Genomic DNA, 23346 nt, shown 5'->3' with positions numbered 1-23346 from the left:
CTCGGAATGCTCGAGCAGAGGTGTGCGATGAGCAAAAGTGGGGCCACGGCCGGCCCGGATAGCGAGGCCGCGGCGACTGCCGTCAAGAGCAAAGGCCTCAGGGGTGGCGCGCTCGGCCTGGTCTCCGGCGTCGTGGTCGGCCTGGCGTCAATGGCGCCCGCCTACAGCCTTGCCGCGACACTGGGTCTCATCGTGGCCAGTGGTGGTGGGCAGCTCGCCGGCGTCAAAGCCCCGGCGATCGTTCTCCTTTCATTCATCCCGATCTACCTGATCGCCGTCGCCTATCGAGAACTCAACGAGGCCGAATCGGATTGTGGCACCACGTTCAAATGGGCGTCGCGAGCATTTGGACCTGTCGTCGGATGGCTCGGCGGCTGGGGCATCATCGCCGCAGAAGTGATTGTGATGGCCAACCTGGTCGATATCGCCGGGAAGTACTCGTTCAGGTTGGTCGGCGATATGGGGTGGCATTCGGTTGCGGACCTGGCCAACAGCAGGCTCTGGTCGACGGCCGCGGGCGCCTTCTGGATTGTCGTGATGACGTATATCTGTTATCGCGGCATCGCGGTGTCGGCCAGACTGCTGTACGCCCTGCTGTCCATTCAAATCGTGGTGCTGGTTGCCTTCTCGATGGTCGCGCTGCTCAAAACGTATACCCGTGACGCCCAGGCCTTTTCGCTGCATCCGTCGCTGTCCTGGTTCTGGCCGGGCGGTCTTGATTTCGGGACGACCGCCGCCCCCGCAATTCTGATGGCAATCTTCATGTACTGGGGCTGGGACACCGCCGTGTCTTGCAACGAGGAGTCCAACGACCCCGGCCGCACGCCTGGCCGCGCCGCCGTCATCTCGACTTTCCTGCTGTTGGCGACCTACACCCTGGTGACCGTGTCGGCCGTGGCGTTCGCCGGTGTCGGGACGGCGGGCATCGGGCTGGGCAACCCGCACAACTCGAAAGACGTGTTTGCATCCATCGGTCCGGAACTGTTCGGCAACGGCGTCTTCGGGAAGGTTGCACTGCTGTTGCTGGCGGCATCGATCCTGACGTCGGCCTCCGCGTCGACGCAGACGACGATCTTGAAGACAACGCGCACCACCCTGTCGATGGGGGCGTACCAGGCGCTGCCGAACTCGTTCGCGAAGACCCACCCCCGCTACCTGACGCCGACCACATCCACACTCGCGGCCGGCGGGGTCTCCGTCCTCTTCTACGTGCTGTTCACACTCGTCAGCGAGAACCTGCTGGCCGCGCTGATCGGATCGGTCGGGTTGATGATCGCGTTCTACTACGGGCTTACCGGGTTTGCGTGCGCCTGGTACTACCGCCATACCCTTACCGCGTCCGTGCGGGATTTTGTGATGCGCGGCGCCGTCCCGTTGCTGGGCGGCGTGGTCTTACTGCTCGTTTTCGTCTACGGGCTCATCCAGTACGCCAGGCCCGAGTGGTTGACCGATGACGAGGGCCACCACATCACGATCCTCGGGTTCGGCGCCGTCGCGGCGGTCGGTATCGGGGCGCTGGTGCTCGGAGTGATCCTGATGCTGGCCTGGTGGGCGATCGCCCCGGGTTTCTTCCGCGGCCGCACCATCACTCGCGGCGCACCGGAGCGGATTCCGGTGGGAGCATCGTTCAACCAGTAGGCCCATGAGCTTTGTGAGGAGCGAGCCGCCTAACGCCAGCCGGCATGAACGCTCGCCCTCGGGCGTCCGTTCCCCTCTGTACGCCACGTAGTTATCGCCATACCAGCTACACTCACACCCGCCAGATCAGGACGACTAGGCCAAACGCCCGGAATGGCACCGGGACGCCGCTGAACCCGCCCAGCTACGTTGTAGTCAGGCACTCAAAGACGTCCCTCGCCCTCGTAGCTCAGGGGATAGAGCACGGCTCTCCTAAAGCCGGTGTCGCAGGTTCGAATCCTGCCGGGGGCACGTCAGACGCTATTTTCGCTGCCACCTAAATCAGCCGATGTTTATTCGTCGTTTGCGATTCGAAATCCGGTGCCCCTCAAGGGAGCATCACACGTTCAAATCGCTCAACTCTCTTACTAAGTTGCGGTTCAGCTCCGAGCTGGCAGGGCGCTGGCCCCGGGACCGCGGGCGTCGTCGACGTACCTGCTCGTCAATACGAGCCACGCGACGAAGCTCGACGACGCACCATAGCGCTCCGGCGGTCGTGCCGAGTACGGCGACCAACACCGTGATCGCGAGCCATTCGTAATGTCCGTAGGCCGCGACTGCCGCAGTACTTATCATCCCGGACACCCCGACGGTGACCAGGATGAGCCCCGGCCATAACAGGTTGTCCTTCATCGTCATGCCAGCGTGCGGTTGCGTGGTCCGAAAATGATCGGTCGGATCGTGATGCCTGTCTCCCATCACCCTCTCCCTCGGTCGTCGGACGAGATAGCGGCATGTGTTACTCATAAATACGATCGTGGCCGGCATAAGGTTCGGCGGACCTGGGGAGAATTCTTAGTTTCGAGGCAGTTGCCCGGAAAAGACCGGCCCTCAATTCGGGCATTTGCCCGTCGAATCCTTCGAGCAAATTGGATCTCAGTCCCGATCGCCGACTACACGCTCAATAAAATGCTGGGTATCCCCGCGCAGCGCCGGGAGCCGGGGGCCGGCCGCCCGGTATGGCCCGGATGCGGCAAAATCTTCTCGCCGCGCGGGGATCGCGGGGTCGAAAGCGCAGTCGCCATCGAGCATCCAAGCGCTAACTCTAAGCATCCCAACGAAGAGCCGAGTGCTGTGTCGTCTAGTTAAGGTCTGACCCCGTAGCCTTCGCCGTCGTCGGCCAGATAAATCACGTCGTACCAGCGTTGAGGCGGTTGGGCGCCGGTGTCGTACTCCTCGGTGGCGGTTGCCCGCTCCAGCCGAACATCCGTCAAAAGCGGATGGTGCACGCGGATGTAGTCTTCGAGCTCAGCAAGCAGCGCGTCGCCCGTCAGTGTCATGTCCGCAAGCGCCTTTGCTTCACGCTTCGCCCAACTCACGCGTACATATTGCCCCGGCCGTTGCGGCCGGCGCCGTCGCGCTGGGTTATGTTGCCATCCGCCCGTCGAGCATGATGCCGAGCCGGACGGCGCCGTCGCGGCGGCGCACGCCCTCGATGCGGACCTCGATGTCTGGCCGCCGCGGCTTAGCGGCAGTCGACGTGGCCGGGTTCTCGAAAGTGATCATCGTCGATCTCCTCTCTCGCTAGGTCCCCGCTTCATTCAGGGTGCGACATCTTTACCGACTATTCGGGGTGCGACACGATCACGATTAGGGCAAGACGGTGTGCATCAGCATCACGTCGTATGCCGACCACAGCGACAGGTTGAAGTACAGGTCCCGCCCCGACGACCAGGGGTGAATCATCGGCGCATAGATGCCGCCGGGCATAGAGAACGCCGACACGAGCGGTTGCTCGGGGCTCCACGGCCCCTGCGGCGCCGGCGCGGTGCGTGCGACCACGTCGTTGCTGCCACCGTTGGTGTAGAGCACCAGGTATTGCTTGAGATAGCTGTTGTATTGGGCCGACATTTCGCCCACCGGTCCCGGGAAGATCGGCGTCGCCGCGCCCGGGTTGTTGGGCACCCAGCGGCCGCCGTTGTCGCCATTCCAGTACTGGTACTTGGTGATGTCGGGCAACTGACCCGGCGGCACCCGCGACAGGAATGCCGCACCGCCCCGCCCCGACGGGGTCCCGAATTGATACAGGTAACCGTCGTTGCCTTTCATGAAGGCACCCATCTGGAAATTTTCATTGCCGGGGGTGAACCCGGCTCCCGGAATGGCGTCCGCGGAGGCCGTGCGGATCGAGGTGGGGAAGATTCCCCAGTTCTGGCCGTTGTCGTTGGACCGCGCGATCGCCGAGTAGTTCGTACTCCATTCGCCGTCTCGGCCCCACTGCCGGATCGACATGTAGCTCATGTACTGCGTTCTGCCGATCGAGATGCCGGCCGTCGGAATGATCCCCGTCTCGTGGCCTGCCTTGTGGATGGTGTTGACGACCTGCTTGGACAGGCTCGTCGCCCACACGGGTGAACCGGAGTACCGGTCGTTGGGGATGCCGTCCGCGATGTGGATTCCGTGTGACAGATCCCGGTCCGAGCTGCGGAACAGCGTGTTGTAGCGCCACTGCTGACCCTTGACTTTGCAGTAGCCGAAGGTGTCGCCGAAGGCCATCAGGACCTGACGGTTCACGGGATCCCCGTTGTCCCAAGCGATACCGAGGTCGGTGCCGGAGATGCTGAAACGCTGCAGGGTCTTGTTCGGGCCGTCGGGTCCGGTCACCCAGTCGACGAGCGACGTGGGCGCCCCGGCAATCGAGACGGGCGGCGCCTCCGCCGGCGGCTGCGGCGGCGGGACCGGGGCCGCGTTGGGCTGCAGCTGACCGGCGTTGGGCGGTTGCGGCAGACCGGGGACGGGAGGATTCGGCCCGGGCGGAAGGACCTCCGCTTGCGGTCTCATCGGCGCGACCTGTCGAGGGATCGCCGGCTTGAGGAATGAGGAGATCAGCGGTCCCAACTTGGGCAGCGGCGCCTGGTCGTTCGTGTGGGTGGGTCTGCGCCCGGTGGGCGGTTGAACGACCGGCTGGGGTGCAGGCATCGCCGGCGGCGCGGCGGGCGGCTCCACATTCGCTTCCGGCGCTCCGCACGGGGTGGCATTGGCCGTCGGCGCCGGGCCGACCACGTAGACGAGTCCGACCGCGGCCGCCGACGCCATCGATAGCGACACACTTCGAAGAATCGCCGACATGTAACACCTTTCGAGCTGCGGGGACACCGCATTGACGTCCGTAGTTGGCTCATGTGACGATAGTGATTAGAGCGACTGTTGTGACTAGTGATGCGGTGATAGGTACGTATCCGTGACCGTGTCGAAACCCGCCGAGCGGGCACCATGGTCCTGGTCACCCGCTCCCCAGCGAGGGCCGGCGCGGCCCTTTCGCCCGGACGACTCCCGCCCGTGGCATCCGCCGCGGAAGGTGCCGCGCAAGTATTTGCCCGCCTCGCAGCGACCAGCCAACCCGGCCGTGAGGGCGATGTCCGCACGCGCCCGATTCGCGGTGACGGGTGCGGCCCACAAACCCGGGTGCGAGACGCCGGCGAGAAACACGAAGACCTCAAAATGTTTTCGCCCTCACGCGATGAGGTTGAGTCCGCATGTTTGTCTGCCGCCGTACGGGGCAATGTTCCATGAGAGGCGAACGCGTCGGCCGGCCTTCGCGTACGCCTAGGTCCCGTCGGTTCAGCCCGAGAGCCGACGGGGCCGCCCCATTTCGGGCACCTTTTCGACCGCGACCGCCCGCGATACGCCTGAACGACGAGGTTTTCCAGGAGTACCGTGCGGCGTATGGACGACTCGGCGGGTGTGTGGATCTTGGGCGGTTGGCAAACCGATTTCGCCCGCAACCTCACCAAGGAGGGCCGCGACTTCGCCGACCTCACCGCGGAGGTCGTCGAGGGCACGCTCGCCTCGGCCAAGGTGAACGCGGCCGACATCCAAGTGGTCCACGTCGCGAACGCCTTCGGCGAGATGTTCGCCGGCCAGGGCCACCTCGGGGCGATGCCGGCCACGGTTTGCGCCGACCTCTGGGACACTCCGGCCTCCAGGCACGAGGCGGCGTGCGCGTCCGGCAGCATCGCGACGCTGTCGGCGATGGCCGACCTGCGGTCCGGCGCCTATGACACCGCACTGGTGGTGGGGATCGAGCTCGAGAAGACGGTGCCCGGCGACACCGCGGCCCAGCACCTGGGTGCGGCCGCGTGGACGGGCCACGAGGGCGCCGACGCCCGTTACCTGTGGCCGTCGATGTTCGCCGAAGTCGCCGACGAATACGACCGGCGCTACGGCCTGGACGACGCACACCTGCGGGCGATCGCGCAGCTGAACTTCGCCAACGCACGGCGCAACCCCAACGCCCAGACGCGCACGTGGACCGTCCCCGACCCCATTACGGACGACGACACAACCAACCCCATCACCGAGGGCCGGCTACGGCGCTTCGACTGCAGCCAAATGACCGACGGCGCAGCGGGATTGGTTTTGGTCGGCGACGCCTATCTGCGCGACCACCCCGATGCGCGCCCCATCGGCCGCATCGAGGGCTGGGGGCACCGGACGGTGGGACTGGGTCTGCGGCAGAAACTGGACCGAGCCGTCGATGACCCTTACGTCCTTCCCCATGTGCGGGCCGCCGTGCGCGACGCGTTGCGGCGCTCACGGCTGACCCTGGACCACCTCGACGGCTACGAGGTGCACGACTGCTTCACCCCCAGCGAGTATCTGGCCATCGACCACATCGGGCTGACCGGCCCCGGAGAGTCGTGGAAGGCCATCGAAAACGGTGAGATCGAGATCGGCGGCCGGCTGCCGATCAACCCCAGCGGCGGACTGATCGGCGGCGGCCATCCGGTCGGAGCCTCCGGCGTGCGCATGCTGCTCGACGCGGCCAAGCAGGTCAGCGGCGCGGCCGGGGAGTATCAGGTCGAGGGCGCCAGGACGTTCGGCACCCTCAACTTCGGCGGCAGCACCGCCACCACGGTGAGTTTCGTTGTCAGCACGGCAGAAAGCGTGTGACATGGATGTTGAGATCGTCGGCAAATTCCTGTCCACCCTGCCCGAAGACGACGACCACCCGTACCGGACCGGACCGTGGCGTCCCCAGACCACCGAGTGGGACGCCGACGACCTCACCGCCGTCGAGGGGGAAATCCCGCGCGACCTGGATGGCATCTACCTGCGCAACACCGAAAACCCGCTGCACCCTGCGCTGAAGACCTATCACCCGTTCGACGGCGACGCCATGCTGCACATGGTCGGCTTCCGCGACGGAAAAGCCTTCTACCGCAACCGTTTTGTTCGCACGGACGGCTTCGTGGCGGAAAACGAAGCCGGCGGACCGCTCTGGGCGGGGCTGGCCGAACCGGTGCAACTGGCCAAGCGCGAGGACGGCTGGGGCGCCCGTACCCGGATGAAGGACGCGTCGAGCACCGACGTCATCGTGCATCGGGGCGTTGCACTGACCAGCTTCTACCAGTGCGGCGACCTGTACCGGGTCAATCCGTACTCGGGCGAAACGCTGGGCAAGGAGAGCTGGAGCGGGCGCTTTCCGACCGACTGGGGTGTGTCCGCGCACCCGAAGGTGGACGGCAAAACCGGTGAGTTGCTGTTCTTCAACTACAGCAAGCGAGAGCCGTACATGCGCTACGGCGTGGTCGACGACAACAGCGAGTTGGTCCACTACGTCGACATCCCGCTGCCCGGGCCGCGCTTGCCGCACGACATGGCGTTCACCGAAAACTACGTGATTCTCAACGACTTTCCGTTGTTCTGGGATCCCGCCCTTCTCGAGCACGACGTGCACGTGCCGCGCTTTCATCCCGACATCCCGTCGCGGTTTGCGGTTCTGCCCCGTCGGGGTGGAACCGGCGACATCCGATGGTTCGAAGCGGACCCGACATTCGTGCTGCACTTCGTCAACGCCTACGAGGACGGCGACGAGATTGTGCTCGACGGCTTCTTCGAGGGCGATCCTTCGCCAGCTGACACCGGTGGATCGAAGTGGGACAAGCTTTTTCGGTTCCTGGCGCTCGATCGCCTGCAGTCGCGGCTGCACCGTTGGCGTTTCAACCTCGCCACCGGGGCGGTGCGGGAGGAGCGGCTGTCGGAGTCCATCACCGAGTTCGGCACCATCAACCCGGACTACGCCGCAGGCGACTACCGCTACGCCTATGCCGCCACCGGCAAGCCGGGCTGGTTCTTGTTCGACGGGCTGGTCAAACACGACCTGCGCACCGGAAACCAACAGGAATTCCGCTTCGGCGACGGCGTCTATGGAAGCGAAACGGCAATGGCGCCACGGGTCGGAGCCACCGGCGAGGACGACGGTTACCTGGTCACCCTCACCACAGACATGAACACCGACGCCTCCTATTGCGTGATCTTCGACGCCGCCCGGATCGCTGATGGCCCGGTGTGCAAACTCCAACTGCCGGAGCGCATTTCGAGCGGAACCCATTCGACGTGGGCGCCCGGCCACCAGCTGCGGCGCTGGGATACCGCCGAGTCGGCGGCAAGCGCGGTCGGGTTGTGATGGGCGCCCAGAATCCCCGCCGCACCACGCACTGGCCGATGCAACTGGCGTCGATCGGCGGCTTACGTTTCGCGCGCCGGTCGGCGAACTTCCACGAGACGGTGCGGTTCTACCGCGACCTGGTGGGCTTGCCGCTCTTCGAGACCTTCGGCGAGAGCTACGGCAGCAACGGCGCCATCTTCGGACTGCCCAGCTGGAACCTGACCCTGGAGATCGTGGAATCCGTCGAGCCCGTCGCCGTGGACCACCACGAACAGCTGTGCCTGTACTTCCCCGACCAGCAGGCACAACAGACGGCGATCGCCCGGCTGCAAGCGGCGGGCATCGAACCCGTCGAACAGCATCCGTACTGGGCGGCGACGGGTGCCGTCACGTACCGCGACCCGGACGGTCGCGAAATCGTGTTCGCGCCCTTCGTGTTCGGCGTCAACGAGCCGAGCGACAGCTCGGCCTCGGGAACGCACGAGTTCCCGTCGCCCTGAGGCCTCAGCGGCCGGACCGACCGGAAGCCAGGGCCGCGATGACCGCCGCAATCGAGCAGACCACCGCACAGACAGCCGCGACCGCGCCGACGTACAGGCCATATTGGGCCGATACCGGCGGATTCACGTTGAGCTTGTAGTACCACGCCGTCAGCGCGACGATCAACAGCGAAATCACCAGCGCGCCAACCGAAGCGAGCCTGACAGACAGTCCGCGGCCGACCATCGCCCCCGTCACCAACAGCGCGGAGGACAGCAGCACGATGAGCTGGCCCGCGCCGAACCCCCGCGGCAGTTCCAAGTTCCCGTGGGCGCCTCCGATGGCGTTTGCCCAGCCCCCGCCGTTGACCGCCGTCGTCAACCACGGCAGCCAGGCGCTGGCCGAAATCACCAAGGCGAAGAGCGCCACCAGCCAACCAGGGCGCAGCCGGCGAGTCATGCAAGCGAGATTAGCCGACGTGGGACCGACCTCGGCGCCGTCACGCTCGCGTGGCGCCCGTCGGTCAGCGACGACCGCCCGAGCCGTTCATTCCGGGGTCGGGGCGGGTGAATACCGTGACGAAGTTCTGCAGCGACATGTCGATGTCGCCACGCAGCGCGGCGGCGACGATCATGCCGATCGGCCCGAACAGGGCGGGGCCACCGAGGTGCACGTCGAAGCTGACGACCGAGCCCTCTTCCGCGGGGTGAACTTTGGCCATCAGCTTGACCTTGACGCCGCCGACGCCGTCACCGTTGAGCGTCATGCCTTCCGGCGGCTTGTAGCGCACGACCGTCCACCTGATCCGGTTGTACATGCCCTTGACTTCGACGATCGACTCCACGACGGTGCCCTTGTCGATGTCGTCGGGCAGTTTGCTGCGCCATACCCGGTGGATGGTCAGCCAATCCTTAAACCGGGACAGGTCGGAGGCATGCTTCCAGGCCACCTCGGGTGGCAGCGGGACGTCGATGGATCCGGAGAGTTTCGCCATGAGCTCAGTTCTGGTCGTCGCCTTTAGCCGCGGTCCCGGCCGCTTTCTTGGCCTCTTCTTGCACTTTGTGGATGGTGTCGGAGTACTTGCCCTGCGTCTTCTCGTCGACGAATTCGCCGGCCTTGTCGATCGCGGTTCCGACCTTGTCGGCATTCTGCGACAAAAGGTCTTTGGCCTTGTCCAGGAATCCCATGTACCCGTCCTTTCCCCGCCGAAATCCTACTTGGCGGCCGTTAGCGCCACAGTCGCGGCTGCACGCCCAGCACCCGCGCCCGGATCCACCACATCGCCTCGATGGCGCCGGCGCCCAGTAGGCCGATCCCCACTGCGGTCGACGTCACCACGACATCGGAGGGGTCGAGCAGAAACGCCCGGCGGGCCAGCGGGATGCTGAAGATCACCACGTAGGCCAGGCCGGAGCCGAGCACCAGCGCGACCCGCCACCACTGGTAGGGGCGCGCGACCACCGCGAGCACCCACAGCGCCGTCATCAGCAGCGTGATCAGGGCCGCGGTCGACGCCTGCTCCTGTTGCTGGAACGTCGCGTGCCGGCCGTGATAGGCCAACAGGTAGGACCCGAAAGTCGCGGTGCCGACGATGAGCCCGGAGGGCAGCGCCGAGCTCAGCACCCGCCGCACGAAGCCCGGGTAGGCGCGTTCGTTATTGGGGGCGAGCGACAGGATGAACGACGGGATCCCGATGGTGAACCACGCCGCGATGGTGACGTGTATCGGCTGAAACGGGTACAGCAAGGGATCGGCTCTGAGCGGTTTGGCGAACAGGCATTCGATGCCGACCAGCAGCGCCAGCAACACCGAGTAGACGGTCTTGGTCAAGAACAGGTTGGCGACCCGCTCGATGTTGCCGATCACCCGCCGGCCCTCGCCGACGACATACGGCAGGGTGGCAAACCTGTTGTCCAGCAACACGATCTGCGCGACCGCGCGCGACGCCGGGCTGCCGGCACCCATCGCGACACCGATGTCGGCATCCTTGAGCGCCAGCACGTCGTTGACGCCGTCACCGGTCATCGCGACCGTATGCCCGTGCGATTGCAGGGCGTGCACCATCGCCCGCTTCTGGTCGGGCCGCACCCGGCCGAACGTGGTGTAGGCGTCCAGCGTGTCGGCCAATTGCGCGGGCTCCGCCGGCAGCCGCCGGGCGTCCATCGTCTCCCCGCGCAGCCCGAGCTTGTCGGCGACGGCGCCGACCGACACCGCGTTGTCGCCGGAAATGACCTTGACCGAAACACCCTGCTCGGCAAAATAATTCAGTGTGTCCGCGGCGTCGGGGCGCACCCGCTGCTCGAGCACCACCAGCGCGACGGGGGTGACGCGGCCCGGCGCGTCCGGATGGTCGACGGCGACGTCGCCGGTGCCGACCAGCAGCACCCGCAAACCCTGCGCGCCGATCCGCTCGGCCTTTTCGGCTGCCGCCGACGCCGGATCGAGCAGCACATCCGGCGCCCCGATCACCCAGTTGCCGTTATCCCCGAAGGACACCCCGCTCCACTTGGTGGCCGACTTGAACGGCGCGGTGGCCGTGGCGATCCAGCCGGGTGGACGCCCATAGCTCTCGGCGATCGCCTGCATGCTCGCATTGGGGCGCGGGTCGGCGGTGGCCAACGCCGCCAGGGCGTCGGTGACCCTGTGCCGCTGTGCCGCTTCGAGTTCCTCGACACCCGCGACACGCATGCCGTTCTCCGTCAGGGTGCCCGTCTTGTCCGCGCAGACCACATCGACCCGGGCGAGTCCCTCGATCGCGGGCAGCTCCTGCACGAGACACCGGCGCTGCCCGAGCCGGACCACCCCAACGGCGAACGCGACCGACGTCAGCAAGACCAGGCCTTCGGGCACCATCGGGACCAACGCACCCACGGTCCGGAGCACGGACTGCCGCCAGCCCGCGTGCGTGGTGAAGAACTGGGTGTAGATCGTCAGCAGGCCGGCCGGCACCAACAGGTAGGTGATGAACTGCAGGATCCGGTTGATCCCGTTGCGCAGTTCGGATTTGACCAACGTGAACTTACTGGCCTCTTCGGCGAGCTTGGCGGCGTAGGCCTCCGGCCCGACCTTAGTGGCGCGGTAGGCGCCCGCGCCGGCGACGACGAAGCTGCCCGACATGACCGCATCACCGGTGGCCTTGGCCATCGGGTCGGCCTCGCCGGTCAGCAACGACTCGTCGACCTCCAGATTCGCCTCTTCGACGATCTGGCCGTCGACGACGACTTGGTCCCCGGGCCCGAGTTCGATGATGTCGTCGAGCACCACCTCGGAGGGCAACAGCGTGCGCGTTCCGGATTGCCTGCGCACCAACGGTTTCGCCTGCCCGACGATGGCGAGCGCATCCAGCGTTCGTTTGGCACGAATCTCTTGGACCATGCCGATGACGCTGTTGGCGATGATGAGCAGGCCGAACATCCCGTTGATCAGCGAGCCCGTCGCCAGCACGATCAGCAGCAACACACCCAGGATCGCGTTGATCCGGGTGAAGACGTTGGCCCGCACGATGTCGGCGATGCTGCGGGTGGCGCGTTCGCGGACCGCGTTGCTCTTGCCCTCGGCGACCCGCTGCGCCACCTCGGCATCGGTCAGACCGGCGATCATCGGGTGAACGTTCCCAGCTTGTCCGAGTCGTAGTACTCCAGGTTGAGCGTCCGTCCCGCGAAGGTGGCCTTGGAAATCGTTCCGGGCGGGGCGTTTTCGTCGGTCAGACCGAAGGTGAAGGTGTCGCCGTCCCAGTGCGTCAGCGTGACCGTCCGGTTCTTGGGGCCCATCGCCAGCTGCAGGGAGCCGTCGTGTTCGGTGACGACGGCCGGGCCCCAGTAGGCGCTGGCATACGCGCCCGCGTAGTCGCTGAGCGGCCTGGCCGGCGCGGGGTTGGCCGGCGGCTGCTTGCCGACCAGCGACCCCTCCGGGTTGTTCAGCCAGCCGATCGCCTTCCGGTACAGAGCCCCCCAGTCCTCACGAATCTGGCCGTACTGGACAAGATCCATGAATTCGGCGGTCAACGTCTCCGGGATGCCATAGGGCGCGCCATTCGTCAGCGCGATGATGCCCAAGTCCTCCGAGGGCATCACGACGAAGTTTGTCGCCGCCCCCAAATCGAAAGCGCCGGAATGACTGTATTCGGTGCGGCCCGACGAGTCGACCGACGCGTTGAAGCCGTATCCGTAGAACCCCGAGCGCGCCTTGGGCGTCTTCGCGGGCACCGAAACCGTCTGCGGGCTGGTGGCGGCCAGCAAGGCTTCCGGCGACGCGATCCGCTGTCCGTTGTACGTTCCGTTGCCCAGCAACATCATCAGCCAGTGGGCCATGTCGTTCACCGACGAGCTCACCCCGCCCGCGGGTGACTGTGGACCGGGGTCCCGCTGGAATCGGGCCTCCCATCTGTCGGCGATCTTGATGTGGTTGACCGCATGGTTGGGTCGTGCGACGAAGTCGGCGAACCGCGAACTGGTCGATGTCATCCCCAGGGGGCGGTAGAGCACCTCGTTGGACAGGTCCTCCCATGACTTGCCCGCCGCGGAGGCCACCGCCTCGGCCGCCGCGGTTACCCCATAGTTGGTGTAGGCGTAGCTGGTTCGAAACGGAGCCAACGGCAAGTACTTCAGCCGTTCGAGGGTCTGCCGACGGTCGTAGCCCAAGTCTTCGAGTTTGTCACCGGCATGGTCGGGCAGCCCGGAGCGATGCGAATACAGGTCGGCGACGGTGACGTGGCCCGTGACGTAGGGATCGCTCAGCGTGAACCACGGCAGCTTCGACGCCACCGGGGTGTCCCATGCGACGACGTTGTCACTGACTTCGTGCGCGACCACCGTCGAGCCGACCGACTTGGACACCGAAGCCAACTGGAAAACGGTGTCGGCGTCCACCTTGTTGTCCTGGCCCTGCCCCTTGCTCACATCCTTGATGCCGAACCCCTTGACGTACAGCACCTTTCCGCCGTGGACGATGGCCACGGCCATGCCCGGGACGCCGGTGCTCTTCATCAGGTCGCCGACGAGGCCGTCGACCTTGGCGACCGCCTCGTCGACGCGGCCGGCGGGGATCGCGAGACCTGACACCTCGTTGGGCGGCGCGTCAGAGAGTGCGGGCCGGCTGGATACCGGTTGGGTGGGCCCGCATCCGGTCAGGCCGAGCAGCACCGTGGCAACGGCCGCGGCCGCGCGTTTCGTCATGGCGGAACTCTAGCGTGGGGAGGTTGGCGGACCCCCGAATCAGAGCCGCCACCAGGGGTTCGATTTGGGCGGCGCCGCGGGATCGATGCGTTGGCCGGGGGCGGGGACCGCAACTTTGACGTGTTCCGGTTCCGCGGCGGCGAGCAGGCGTTCAACCGGCTCGGCCCACGGGTGGGGGGCCAGCCGGAATGTGCCCCAATGAATCGGCACTAGCAGTCCGTCACCGGTGAGGTCCAGGTGCGCCCGTACCGCGTCCTCGGGGTTCATGTGGACGTCCGGCCACGCGGTGTTGTAGGCGCCGATGGGCAACAGCGTCAGGTCGAACGGCCCATGGTCGGCGCCGATCTGCGCGAAGCTCTTGGTGTAGCCGGTGTCGCCGCCGAAGTAGGCGCGATGATTCGGACCGATGAATGTCCACGACGCCCACAGCGTGGTATTGCGATCCAGGAAGCGACCCGAAAAGTGCCGCGCCGGCAGGCAAGTCACGGTCAGCTCGTCGACCAGGCCGCTCTGATGCCAGTCGAGCTCGACGATGCGGTGCTCCGGTATCCCCCACGCGCGCAGGTGAGCGCCGACACCGAGCGGCACGAAGAACGGGGCCCGCTGCGTGCGGGCCAGCGCCGTCACCGTGTCCATATCGAGGTGGTCGTAGTGGTCATGGCTGATCACCACCGCGTCGACGGCGGGCAGCCCTTCCAGTTGCACCGGCGGCGGGTGCAGCCGCTGCGGTCCGACGATGTCCGACGGTGAGCACCGGTCGCTCCAGACCGGGTCGGTGAGCACCCGGTAACCGTCGATCTCCAGCAGCGCCGTCGAGTGACCGAACCAGCTGACGGCGAGCCGGCCGGGGTCACCGTCGAAGATCGCGGGAGCGGCCAACGGGATTGGCGCCGAAGGCCGGCTCACGCCCCGACTGCCGATGAGCTCCCAGGCGACCAGCCGCAGTTCTTCGCGATCCATCATGAAATTGGAGGCGGGGTCGAGGTTGACGAACGCGCCGTCGCGGTAGTTCGGTGACCGCTCCGCCACCGCCCTGATCGCGGCGGGGTGGGCGCCGAGGGCCGCCGGTGCGCCGTGCAGCGCCCGCACCACCCAGCTGCCGGCCACCAGCGAAGCCGTGCCGGCGGCCAGTCGCAGCGCCCCCCGCAGCATGACGGTCAGGCCCCCTGGAACTTCGGCGGTCGCTTCTCGATGCGGGCGACCTGGGCCTCGATGACGTCCTGGCTGCCCCACGCCCTGTCGAACAGCTCCTTGTGCACCGGCCCGGCCTCCTCGATGGCGCCGTCGTCGTTCAGCACGCGCTTGGCATGCTGAATCGCCAGCGGTGCCAGGCCGGCGATCTCGGCGGCCCACGCTTGGGCGTCGGCCAGCGTTCCGATGCGGTTGGCCATTCCGGTCTGCATCGCGGCGTCGGCGGTCAGCTTCTCCGCGGCCAGCAGCATCGCGCGGGCTCGCCCGTGGCCGACCAGCGAAGACAACCGGCGGATGCTCCAGTTGTCAAGCGCCAGACCGTATTTCGATGTCGGGAACTGGAAGAACGCGTCCGGGGCGACGACCCGCAGATCGCACTGCATGGCCAGCTGCAGGCCCGCGCCGATGGCGGGGCCGTTGATGGCGGCGATCACCGGGATCAGCGTGGTATCCATCACCTTGTGCAGCTCGATGAGCCGGTCCGGATAGTCGGCGGCAAACGCGTCGCCGCTCAGGTCGGCGCCGGCGCAGAACGCGGTGCCCTGGCCGGTCAGCACGATGGCACGGACGGAGCCGTCGCTCGCCTTCTGGAACGCCTCCCGCAGCTCCTCGACGAGCTGGGAATTCAGCGCGTTGCGGCGCTCGGGCCGCTGCAGCTCAATCGTCAGCACGGCTTCGGCCTGGGTAACACCGATCATGGCAGCCACCCTATATAGCCTCGTGTCGTGAGTCGTATCACGGCTGCTCAGCTGCGCGACGCGGTGCTGGACGAGGGCTCCTTCATCCGGTGGGACAGCGAGCCGCTCGCGGTGCCGGTCAGCGAGGCCTACGCGCGAGAGCTGGCCGACGCGCGGGCGGCCACCGGCCTGGACGAATCGGTGCTCACCGGCGAGGGACGCATCTACGGACGCCGGGTCGCGGTGGTGGTCTGCGAGTTCGGCTTCCTCGGCGGCTCGATCGGGGTGGCCGCGGCCGAACGGATCACCGCCGCGGTGCAGCGAGCGACCGCCGAAGGCCTGCCGCTGCTGGCCTCGCCGAGCTCCGGCGGCACCCGCATGCAGGAGGGCACGGTCGCCTTCCTGCAGATGGTGAAGATCGCCGCCGCCGTCCGCCTGCACAAGCAGGCCCACCTGCCCTACCTGGTCTACCTGCGCAATCCCACCACCGGCGGGGTGTTCGCGTCGTGGGGTTCGCTCGGCCATGTCACCGTCGCCGAACCGGACGCGATGATCGGCTTCCTCGGGCCCCGGGTGTACCAGCTGCTCTACGGCGAACCGTTCCCCGAAGGCGTCCAGACGGCGGAGAACCTGCAGCGCCACGGCGTGATCGACGGGGTCGTCCCGGTTGGCGAGCTGCGCCGGACGCTGGACCGCGCGCTGACCGTCATCGCCGACCCACCCGATCCCCTACCGGCGGCGGCGCCGCCCGAACCGCTCCCCGACGTGCCGGCGTGGGACTCGGTGGTGGCGTCCCGCCGCCCCGACCGGCCGGGTGTCGGGCTGCTGCTACGCCACGGCGCCACCGATCGGGTACTGCTGTCGGGCACGGGGCAGGGAGAAGCGGCGACGACCCTGCTAGCGCTGGCCCGTTTCGCCGGTCAGCCCGCGGTGGTGCTCGGACAGCAGCGGGTGACGGGCGGGACGGTGGGGCCCGCGTCGCTGCGCGAGGCCCGGCGCGGCATGGCGCTGGCCGCCGAGCTGCGCCTTCCGCTGGTGCTGGTGATCGACACCGCCGGTCCCGCGCTGTCGGCCGAGGCCGAACAGGGCGGGCTGGCCGGCCAGATCGCCCAGTGCCTGGCCGAGCTGGTGACCCTCGATACCCCGACGGTGTCGGTGCTGCTCGGCCAGGGCAGCGGCGGGCCGGCGCTGGCGATGGTGCCCGCCGATCGGGTGCTGGCCGCGCTGCACGCTTGGCTGGCGCCGCTCCCGCCCGAAGGCGCCAGTGCGATCGTCTTCCGAGACACCGCCCACGCCGCCGAACTTGCCGCGGCGCAAGGCATCCGGTCGGTCGACCTGCTGGCGTCGGGCATCGTCGATGCCGTCGTGCCGGAGCATCCCGACGCCGCCGACGAGCCGGTCGAGTTCTGCCAGCGACTCTCGCGCGCCATCGCCGCCGAGGTGCACGCGCTGCGGGCGCTCCCCGCGGGCGAACGGTTGACGGCCCGCTTGCAGCGCTACCGCCGCATCGGATTGCCCTGACATTTCGCCGAGCGCTTCACGACACGTAAGCCACGCACACGACACGCCGCAAAACGTCACCGTGGTTTACGTCTCGCGAGTCAGCCGTCCGGCAGCCCGAGGTAGCGCTGAATGGTCGGGCCGAGCCAGTCGACGATCTCGTCGCGGGTCATCTCCACGATCGGGGGTAGCCGTAACACGAAGCGGCACAACGCCATCCCCAGGATCTGGGTCGCGATCAGCCCTGCCCGCACAGCGGAATCTTGCGGCGGCACGAAGGAAGCCACCAGCGGCTGGATCTGGCTTCCGAAGATTTCCTGCATCCGTTGGGCCGCTTCGCCGTTGGTGGCGCTGGACCGCAGCAGGATGACGAGCGCCTCGTCGCCCTCCCAGCGTTCGAGAAAGTGCCGGACCAGCGACCGGCCGACCTGCGCCGGGTCGGTCGAGGCGAGGTCGGGAAACCGCAAGTCGAACTCGGCCGCCGCGGCGAACAGCTTGTCCTTGCTGCCGTAGTACCGCATGACCATCGCGGGATCGATGCCCGCGTCGGCGGCGATCGCCCGAATGGTCGCGCCCTGAAAGCCGGCCGCGCCGAACCGCTCGCGGGCCGCCGCCAGAATCACCGCCTTGGTCTCCTCTGACGACCTTCTCATGCCAACGAGTGTAGGCCAACAACTGTTGACATTGTGCCAGCGACGCGCAAGCATGGAGGTATGCCAACAAGCGTTGACTTAACTCACCAGGGAGAGGAGCGGACCATGAAAGACACCGATGTCCTGGTGGTAGGCGCGGGCCCCACCGGCCTCACGCTCGCCGCCACACTGCTCAGCCGCGGAATTCGGGTGGTGGTGGTCGACAAGTTGGCCGAGGGCGCCAACACGTCCCGCGCCGCCGCCGTCAACGCCCGCACCCTCGAGGTGCTCGAGGAGCTCGACGTGGCCCGGCGCATGGTCAAGGCGGGGCTGATCGCGCCGCGATTCACCATGCGGGAGGGCCGGCGCATCCTGATCCCCGTCGACTTCAGCGAGCTGCCGACGGACCATCCCTACACCCTGATGCTGTCCCAGGCCGACACCGAGCGGCTGCTGCTCGAGCGGCTCCAGGAGTTGGGCGGCGACGTGGTCCGCCCCAAGACACTGAGCCGCATCAGCCAGGACGCCACCGGCGTGACGGCCACATTCGACGACGGCGACACCATCAGGGCCGCCTACGCCGTCGGGTCGGACGGCATGAACAGCACGGTCCGGACGCAAGCCGGAATCGGCTTCACCGGTGGGGAGTTCGCCGAGGCTTTCACGCTCGCCGACGTGCGAGTGACCGGCGAAGCGCCCCGCAACGAGGTGATCCTGTTCTACGCCAAAGACGGCCTGACGGTGCTGGCCCCGCTGCCCGGCGACATTTTCCGTGTCGTCGCACCGACCGCCGACGCGCCGCAGCTGCCGTCGGCTGAATTTGTGCAGGCACTCCTGGACACCCGGGGCTTCGGGCCGGGGCAGACGGTCGTCACCGAGCTGGTCTGGGGGTCGCGGTTCCACATCCACCACCGCGTCGCCGACACGTACCGCTCCGGCCGACTGCTGCTGGCCGGCGACGCGGCGCACGTGCACAGCCCGGCCGGGGGCCAGGGCATGAACCTCGGGATCACCGACGCGGTGGCGCTGGCCGGGGCGCTCGCCGAGGTTCTGGGGGGCGGCCCGGACGCCGCGCTGGATGCCTACAGCACCGCGCAGCGCCGCCGCGCCGAGCGGGTGCTGAAACTGACTGGACGGCTGACCCGGGTCGCGACCCTGCCGCGCCCGTTGCGCCCCCTGCGCAACACGGGAATGCGCCTGGCCGCAGGGGTTCCCGCGGTGCGCCGGCAGCTGGCGGTGCGGCTGAGCGGACTCTCCACGGAATGACCCAAACCCTCACGGAGGCAACATCAATCGGACACAAATCGCCCCGGACGCGAATGCCGCGTCACACCAACCGATCTCGGGGTGACCCGCCCATACCAACGGGCAGTCGCGGCCCAGCGTCGAAAACGTAACCTTTTAGGCATCGACGGCCCGGCCAGGGCACCGCCGCGATCAACAATCAGGCAAGATGGGCGGCATGGACACTGGTGGCATCTCACCCCGCGTCTTGGTCGTCGACGACGACTCTGATGTGCTCGCGTCGCTGGAACGCGGCCTGCGGCTGTCCGGATTCGAGGTGTCGACCGCGGTCGACGGCGCCGAAGCCTTGCGCAGCGCCACCGAGACCCGGCCGGACGCGATCGTGCTCGACATCAACATGCCGGTGCTGGACGGCGTCAGCGTCGTCACCGCGCTCAGGGCGATGGACAACGACGTCCCGGTCTGCGTGCTGTCCGCCCGCAGCTCGGTCGACGACCGGGTCGCCGGACTCGAGGCCGGCGCCGACGACTACTTGGTCAAACCGTTCGTGTTGGCCGAGCTTGTCGCGCGGGTGAAGGCGCTGCTTCGCCGTCGCGGCGCGACCGCCACCTCCTCCTCGGAAACCATCACGGTGGGCCCGCTCGAGGTGGACATCCCCGGCCGGCGCGCCCGCGTCAACGGCGTCGACGTCGACCTGACCAAGCGGGAGTTCGACCTGCTGGCGGTGTTGGCCGAGCACAAGACCGCGGTCCTGTCCCGCGCGCAGCTGCTGGAACTGGTGTGGGGTTACGACTTCGCCGCCGACACCAACGTCGTCGACGTGTTCATCGGGTACCTGCGCCGCAAGCTGGAGGCCAATGGCGGTCCCCGGCTGCTGCACACCGTCCGCGGAGTAGGGTTCGTGCTGCGTATGCAGTAACCAGGCGGGCCCCATGAACTTTCTATCCCGCATCCTGACCCGTACGCCTTCGCTGCGCGCCCGGGTCGTGGTCGCGACCGCCATCGGCGCCGCCATTCCCGTGCTCATCGTCGGGATCGTCGTCTGGGTGGGCATCACCAACGACCGCAAGGAGCGGCTGGACCGCCGCCTCGACGAGGCCGCGGGATTCGCGATCCCTTTCCTGCCGCGCGGCCTCGACGAAATTCCGCGCTCCCCCAACGACAACGACGCCATCATGACGGTCCGCCGCGGCGACCAGGTCAAGTCGAACTCCTATGTGACGCTGCCCAAGCTGGACGTCGATTACGCCGACGCTTACGTCAAAGGCGTGCGCTACCGGGTGCGGACGGTGGAGATTCCCGCGCCGGAGCCCACGTCGCTGGCCGTGGGTGCGACGTACGACGCGACACTCGCCGAAACCAACAATCTGCACCGGCGAGTACTGCTGATCTGTGGCTTCGCCATTGGCGCGGCGGCTGTGTTCGCCTGGTTGCTGGCCGCGTTCGCGGTGCGCCCGTTCAAGCAGCTGGCGCAGCAGACCCAATCGATCGATGCCGGCGACGAGGCACCGCGGGTGGAGGTGCACGGCGCCACCGAGGCCGTCGAGATCGCCGAGGCCATGCGGGGCATGCTGCAGCGCATCTGGGATGAGCAGATCCGGACCAAGGAGGCGCTGGCGTCGGCCCGCGACTTCGCCGCCGTGTCGTCGCACGAGCTGCGCACGCCCTTGACGGCGATGCGCACCAACCTCGAGGTGCTGGCCACCCTGGACATGCCCGACGACCAACGCAAAGAGGTGCTGAGCGACGTCATCCGCACCCAGTCGCGGATCGAGGCCACCCTGAGCGCCCTGGAGCGGCTCGCCCAGGGCGAACTGTCGACATCCGACGATCAGGTGCCGGTCGACATCACCGAGCTGCTTGACCGCGCCGCCCACGACGCGATGCGCATCTACCCCGACCTCGACGTGTCACTGGTGCCGTCGCCGACGTGCATCATCGTCGGATTGCCTGCCGGACTGCGCCTGGCGGTGGACAACGCGATCGCCAACGCCGTCAAGCACGGCGGCGCGACCCGCGTCCGCCTCTCGGCGGTCAGCTCGCGCGCCGGGGTGGAGATCGCCATCGACGACAACGGCAGCGGCGTGCCCGAAGACGAACGCCAGGTGGTGTTCGAACGGTTCTCCCGCGGGTCGACCGCCTCCCATTCCGGGTCGGGCCTGGGACTGGCGTTGGTGGCCCAACAGGCCCACCTGCACGGCGGAACCGCTGCACTGGAAAGCAGCCCGCTTGGCGGCGCCCGCCTGGTGCTGCGCCTCCCCGGCCCGAGCTAGCGCTTCGGGCGCCGGAGCGCGAGCGACACCGTCGGGATCTTCGTCGTGGCCGGCTCTGAATCGGCTATGGCACAAGGGTTTCGCCTCCCTCGGTTCGATCGCCTGCGCTGCGCGCCCGGCGGGCGATTGGCAACCTAGCGATTCGGCCCACGCCCGGTCGGGCACACTGGAGCGATGGCCAACGGCAAGAAACCGACCGACAACGAAACCCTGGCACACATCCGCGACCTGGTCGCACAGGAGAAAGCCCTGCGGGAGCAGCTGCAACACCGCGACATCGCCGAATCGGAGGAACACGACCGCCTGCGCCGGCTGGAGGTCGAGCTGGACCAGTGTTGGGACCTGCTACGGCAGCGGCGGGCGCTGCGTGAAACCGGCGGTGACCCCCGGGAGGCCGAGGTTCGTCCGCCCGGCGAGGTGGAGGGCTACCTGAACTGAGCCATCACGCGGCAGATGGCGGTGCCTTGGACGCCATAGTGATTGGTGGCGGTCACAACGGCCTGGTCGCGGCGGCGTATCTGGCTCGCGCGGGCCTTCGGGTGCGGTTGCTGGAGCGGCAGGGTCACATCGGCGGAGCCGCGGTCTCGGCGCAGGCCTTCGACGGTGTCGGCGTCCGGCTCTCCCGCTACTCCTACCTGGTCAGCTTGTTGCCGGCCCGCATCGTCGCCGACCTGGGTGCGGCGGTGCGGCTGGCCCGGCGGCAGTATTCCTCGTACACGCCCGACCCCGACGCCGATGGCCGCAGTGGGCTGTTGATCGGTGCTGCCGGCGACACGTTCGCCGCGATCGGCGCCGGCCCCGATGAGCAGGGGTTCGCCTCCTTCTACCGACGCTGCCGACTGGTGACCCAACGGCTATGGCCGACACTGCTGGAACCGCTGCGCACCCACGAGCAGGCCCGCCTGCATGTCTCGGGAAGCGGTGACCCCGAGGCGGCGGCCGCGTGGCACGCGATGATCGACGAGCCGATCGGGCATGCCATCACCGCCGCTGTCAGCAACGACGTGGTCCGCGGTGTGATCGCGACTGACGCGCTGATCGGAACGTTCGCGCGCCTTGACGACCCGTCGCTGATCCAGAACGTCTGCCTCCTCTATCACGTGCTGGGCGGCGGCACCGGCGACTGGGATGTTCCCGTCGGCGGGATGGGCGCACTGACCGATGCCCTGGCGACGGCCGCCGTCGGCCACGGTGCCGAAATCATCACTGGCGCAGAGGTTTACAACGTCGAACCCGACGGCCTGGTGCGCTACCGCACCGGCGACGAGGACCACCTGATAAAGGGCCGGTTCGTCCTCGCCGGCGTCACACCCGCGGTCTTGGCAGGCCTGCTCGGCGAACGGCCGCCGACCCCCGCCCAGGGCGCGCAAGTCAAGGTGAACATGGTGCTGCGGCGACTGCCCCGATTGCGTGACGACGGCGTCAGCCCCGAACAGGCCTTCGCCGGGACGTTCCATGTGAACGAGACCTGGACCCAACTGGACACCGGATATTCGCGCGCGGCCGCCGGGAATATCCCGAATCCGCTACCGTGCGAAGCCTATTGCCATTCGCTGACCGACCCGAGCATCTTGTCGGCCGACCTGCGCGAATCGGGCGCCCACACGATGACGGTGTTCGGTCTGCACACCCCGCACTCGTTGTTCGACGGCAGCTACTCCGGCGCCCTGCGTGACCGGCTGACCGAGTCGGTACTGGCGTCACTGAATTCCGTTCTGGCCGAACCCATTCAGGACGTGTTGATGAGCGACGCTCAGGGCCGGCCGTGCATCGAGACGACGACCACCCTGGACTTGCACCGCACGCTCGGGATGACGGCCGGCAACATCTTCCACGGCGGCCTGTCGTGGCCGTTCGCGGACGACGACGACCCGCTGAACACGCCCGCACGACAATGGGGGGTGGCGACCTCCCACGAGCGGATCATGTTGTGCGGCTCCGGTGCCCGCCGCGGCGGCGCAGTGTCGGGCATCGGCGGGCACAACGCCGCCATGGCGGTGCTGGCCTCGCTCTGCTGATGACCTGATCCGTGGCGACCCGCAGCGCCCGGCTACGCCACGCTCGCGATCGCCACTAGCTCATCGGTGGCAACCCGCAGCGCCCGGC

At 67.6% G+C, this 23346-nt stretch carries 21 protein-coding genes, 1 tRNA gene and 1 pseudogene; 11 read left to right on the top strand and 12 right to left on the bottom strand.

The window, feature by feature from the left end; translation table 11 throughout:
* Positions 1-27: 27 nt before the first annotated feature.
* Together A5781_RS01515 and A5781_RS01510 are read left to right on the top strand one after the other, a co-directional pair.
* Positions 28-1611, top strand: a pseudogene (locus A5781_RS01515) (APC family permease); the annotation flags it as partial.
* Positions 1612-1856: 245 nt separating this feature from the next.
* Positions 1857-1929: transfer RNA gene (locus A5781_RS01510), tRNA-Arg, on the top strand.
* 87 nt (positions 1930-2016) lie between these two features.
* Here the strand turns inward: A5781_RS01510 and usfY are convergent.
* The 4 genes from usfY to A5781_RS01495 all read right to left on the bottom strand — a co-directional run bounded on the left by usfY (position 2017) and on the right by A5781_RS01495 (position 4746).
* Positions 2017-2376, bottom strand: coding sequence for a protein UsfY (gene usfY / locus A5781_RS24710; protein ID WP_067200062.1), 360 nt, complete (start codon positions 2374-2376; stop codon positions 2017-2019).
* Between the two features lie 386 nt (positions 2377-2762).
* Positions 2763-2996 (bottom strand): hypothetical protein, encoded by a 234-nt coding sequence (locus A5781_RS01500; RefSeq protein ID WP_067200058.1) that lies wholly within the window; start codon positions 2994-2996, stop codon positions 2763-2765.
* 46 nt (positions 2997-3042) lie between these two features.
* The gene (locus A5781_RS25385) at positions 3043-3183 is read right to left on the bottom strand and encodes a hypothetical protein (protein WP_156622462.1); all 141 of its coding nucleotides are present in this window, start codon (positions 3181-3183) and stop codon (positions 3043-3045) included.
* A gap of 84 nt (positions 3184-3267) precedes the next feature.
* Entirely contained in the window at positions 3268-4746 is a 1479-nt protein-coding gene (locus tag A5781_RS01495; protein ID WP_067200055.1) for a DUF4185 domain-containing protein, read from the bottom strand.
* A gap of 597 nt (positions 4747-5343) precedes the next feature.
* On the opposite strand from A5781_RS01495, the gene A5781_RS01490 reads away from it, so the two are divergent.
* Genes A5781_RS01490 through A5781_RS01480 form a run of 3 tightly spaced genes read left to right on the top strand, consistent with a single transcriptional unit; the run spans position 5344 to position 8568 of the window.
* Positions 5344-6570 carry an acetyl-CoA acetyltransferase gene (locus A5781_RS01490; RefSeq protein WP_067200052.1) on the top strand — a complete coding sequence of 409 codons (1227 nt, stop codon included), beginning with the start codon at positions 5344-5346 and terminating at the stop codon, positions 6568-6570.
* A 1-nt stretch (position 6571) separates the two neighbouring features.
* The gene (locus A5781_RS01485) at positions 6572-8086 is read left to right on the top strand and encodes a carotenoid oxygenase family protein (protein WP_067200049.1); all 1515 of its coding nucleotides are present in this window, start codon (positions 6572-6574) and stop codon (positions 8084-8086) included.
* Positions 8086-8568 (top strand): VOC family protein, encoded by a 483-nt coding sequence (locus A5781_RS01480; RefSeq protein ID WP_067200044.1) that lies wholly within the window; start codon positions 8086-8088, stop codon positions 8566-8568. The genes A5781_RS01485 and A5781_RS01480 overlap by 1 nt, the downstream gene beginning before the upstream one ends.
* Before the next feature lie 4 nt (positions 8569-8572).
* On the opposite strand, the gene A5781_RS01475 is transcribed toward A5781_RS01480, so the two are convergent.
* From A5781_RS01475 to A5781_RS01445, 7 genes are all read right to left on the bottom strand, one after another.
* Positions 8573-9007, bottom strand: a complete 435-nt coding sequence (locus A5781_RS01475) for a hypothetical protein (protein WP_067200041.1) — start codon at positions 9005-9007, stop codon at positions 8573-8575.
* Between the two features lie 64 nt (positions 9008-9071).
* Positions 9072-9542, bottom strand: a complete 471-nt coding sequence (locus A5781_RS01470) for an SRPBCC family protein (RefSeq protein WP_067200038.1) — start codon at positions 9540-9542, stop codon at positions 9072-9074.
* A gap of 4 nt (positions 9543-9546) precedes the next feature.
* Positions 9547-9735: an antitoxin gene (locus tag A5781_RS01465; RefSeq protein WP_067200035.1), complete on the bottom strand. Its 189-nt coding sequence runs from the start codon at positions 9733-9735 to the stop codon at positions 9547-9549.
* A 40-nt stretch (positions 9736-9775) separates the two neighbouring features.
* Positions 9776-12148 carry a cation-translocating P-type ATPase gene (locus A5781_RS01460; RefSeq protein WP_067200032.1) on the bottom strand — a complete coding sequence of 791 codons (2373 nt, stop codon included), beginning with the start codon at positions 12146-12148 and terminating at the stop codon, positions 9776-9778.
* Positions 12145-13722, bottom strand: coding sequence for a serine hydrolase (locus A5781_RS01455; RefSeq protein WP_067200028.1), 1578 nt, complete (start codon positions 13720-13722; stop codon positions 12145-12147). The genes A5781_RS01460 and A5781_RS01455 overlap by 4 nt, the downstream gene beginning before the upstream one ends.
* A gap of 39 nt (positions 13723-13761) precedes the next feature.
* The gene (locus tag A5781_RS01450) at positions 13762-14874 is read right to left on the bottom strand and encodes an MBL fold metallo-hydrolase (RefSeq protein ID WP_156624291.1); all 1113 of its coding nucleotides are present in this window, start codon (positions 14872-14874) and stop codon (positions 13762-13764) included.
* Positions 14875-14879: 5 nt separating this feature from the next.
* A complete protein-coding gene (locus A5781_RS01445) occupies positions 14880-15611 on the bottom strand; it encodes an enoyl-CoA hydratase (RefSeq protein WP_067200025.1) in 732 nt (243 codons plus the stop codon).
* Between the two features lie 27 nt (positions 15612-15638).
* Here A5781_RS01445 and A5781_RS01440 point away from each other — a divergent pair, with 27 nt between their 5' ends.
* The gene (locus A5781_RS01440; RefSeq protein WP_067200021.1) at positions 15639-17111 is read left to right on the top strand and encodes a carboxyl transferase domain-containing protein; all 1473 of its coding nucleotides are present in this window, start codon (positions 15639-15641) and stop codon (positions 17109-17111) included.
* Between the two features lie 80 nt (positions 17112-17191).
* Here the strand turns inward: A5781_RS01440 and A5781_RS01435 are convergent, their stop codons facing one another.
* Positions 17192-17743 (bottom strand): TetR/AcrR family transcriptional regulator, encoded by a 552-nt coding sequence (locus A5781_RS01435; protein WP_067200017.1) that lies wholly within the window; start codon positions 17741-17743, stop codon positions 17192-17194.
* Between the two features lie 105 nt (positions 17744-17848).
* On the opposite strand from A5781_RS01435, the gene A5781_RS01430 reads away from it, so the two are divergent.
* The 5 genes from A5781_RS01430 to A5781_RS01410 all read left to right on the top strand — a co-directional run bounded on the left by A5781_RS01430 (position 17849) and on the right by A5781_RS01410 (position 23258).
* Positions 17849-18988, top strand: a complete 1140-nt coding sequence (locus tag A5781_RS01430) for an FAD-dependent oxidoreductase (RefSeq protein ID WP_067200013.1) — start codon at positions 17849-17851, stop codon at positions 18986-18988.
* 187 nt (positions 18989-19175) lie between these two features.
* Positions 19176-19886 carry a two-component system response regulator PrrA gene (gene prrA, locus A5781_RS01425; RefSeq protein WP_156349628.1) on the top strand — a complete coding sequence of 237 codons (711 nt, stop codon included), beginning with the start codon at positions 19176-19178 and terminating at the stop codon, positions 19884-19886.
* Positions 19887-19899: 13 nt separating this feature from the next.
* On the top strand, positions 19900-21240 hold the full coding sequence (locus A5781_RS01420; RefSeq protein WP_067200010.1) for a HAMP domain-containing sensor histidine kinase: 1341 nt from the start codon (positions 19900-19902) through the stop codon (positions 21238-21240).
* 174 nt (positions 21241-21414) lie between these two features.
* Entirely contained in the window at positions 21415-21678 is a 264-nt protein-coding gene (locus A5781_RS01415) for a DUF2630 family protein (protein WP_067200006.1), read from the top strand.
* A gap of 26 nt (positions 21679-21704) precedes the next feature.
* On the top strand, positions 21705-23258 hold the full coding sequence (locus A5781_RS01410) for an NAD(P)/FAD-dependent oxidoreductase (protein WP_067200003.1): 1554 nt from the start codon (positions 21705-21707) through the stop codon (positions 23256-23258).
* Positions 23259-23346: the final 88 nt, after the last annotated feature.

Source organism: Mycobacterium sp. 852002-30065_SCH5024008 (assembly GCF_001665645.1).
GTDB lineage: Bacteria > Actinomycetota > Actinomycetes > Mycobacteriales > Mycobacteriaceae > Mycobacterium > Mycobacterium paraffinicum.
Note: the sequence above shows the minus strand (reverse complement) of the source record. Positions and strands in the feature narration are given on the sequence as shown.

Bases quoted from the DNA above. Each gene is read 5' to 3' on its own strand.
- usfY (WP_067200062.1), bottom strand. From the start codon at position 2,376: ATGGGAGACAGGCATCACGATCCGACCGATCATTTTCGGACCACGCAA.
- A5781_RS25385 (WP_156622462.1), bottom strand. From the start codon at position 3,183: ATGATCACTTTCGAGAACCCGGCCACGTCGACTGCCGCTAAGCCGCGG.
- A5781_RS01495 (WP_067200055.1), bottom strand. From the start codon at position 4,746: ATGTCGGCGATTCTTCGAAGTGTGTCGCTATCGATGGCGTCGGCGGCC.
- A5781_RS01490 (WP_067200052.1), top strand. From the start codon at position 5,344: ATGGACGACTCGGCGGGTGTGTGGATCTTGGGCGGTTGGCAAACCGAT.
- A5781_RS01485 (WP_067200049.1), top strand. From the start codon at position 6,572: ATGGATGTTGAGATCGTCGGCAAATTCCTGTCCACCCTGCCCGAAGAC.
- A5781_RS01480 (WP_067200044.1), top strand. From the start codon at position 8,086: ATGGGCGCCCAGAATCCCCGCCGCACCACGCACTGGCCGATGCAACTG.
- A5781_RS01475 (WP_067200041.1), bottom strand. From the start codon at position 9,007: ATGACTCGCCGGCTGCGCCCTGGTTGGCTGGTGGCGCTCTTCGCCTTG.
- A5781_RS01470 (WP_067200038.1), bottom strand. From the start codon at position 9,542: ATGGCGAAACTCTCCGGATCCATCGACGTCCCGCTGCCACCCGAGGTG.
- A5781_RS01465 (WP_067200035.1), bottom strand. From the start codon at position 9,735: ATGGGATTCCTGGACAAGGCCAAAGACCTTTTGTCGCAGAATGCCGAC.
- A5781_RS01460 (WP_067200032.1), bottom strand. From the start codon at position 12,148: ATGATCGCCGGTCTGACCGATGCCGAGGTGGCGCAGCGGGTCGCCGAG.
- A5781_RS01455 (WP_067200028.1), bottom strand. From the start codon at position 13,722: ATGACGAAACGCGCGGCCGCGGCCGTTGCCACGGTGCTGCTCGGCCTG.
- A5781_RS01450 (WP_156624291.1), bottom strand. From the start codon at position 14,874: ATGCTGCGGGGGGCGCTGCGACTGGCCGCCGGCACGGCTTCGCTGGTG.
- A5781_RS01445 (WP_067200025.1), bottom strand. From the start codon at position 15,611: ATGATCGGTGTTACCCAGGCCGAAGCCGTGCTGACGATTGAGCTGCAG.
- A5781_RS01435 (WP_067200017.1), bottom strand. From the start codon at position 17,743: ATGAGAAGGTCGTCAGAGGAGACCAAGGCGGTGATTCTGGCGGCGGCC.
- A5781_RS01430 (WP_067200013.1), top strand. From the start codon at position 17,849: ATGAAAGACACCGATGTCCTGGTGGTAGGCGCGGGCCCCACCGGCCTC.
- prrA (WP_156349628.1), top strand. From the start codon at position 19,176: ATGGGCGGCATGGACACTGGTGGCATCTCACCCCGCGTCTTGGTCGTC.
- A5781_RS01420 (WP_067200010.1), top strand. From the start codon at position 19,900: ATGAACTTTCTATCCCGCATCCTGACCCGTACGCCTTCGCTGCGCGCC.
- A5781_RS01415 (WP_067200006.1), top strand. From the start codon at position 21,415: ATGGCCAACGGCAAGAAACCGACCGACAACGAAACCCTGGCACACATC.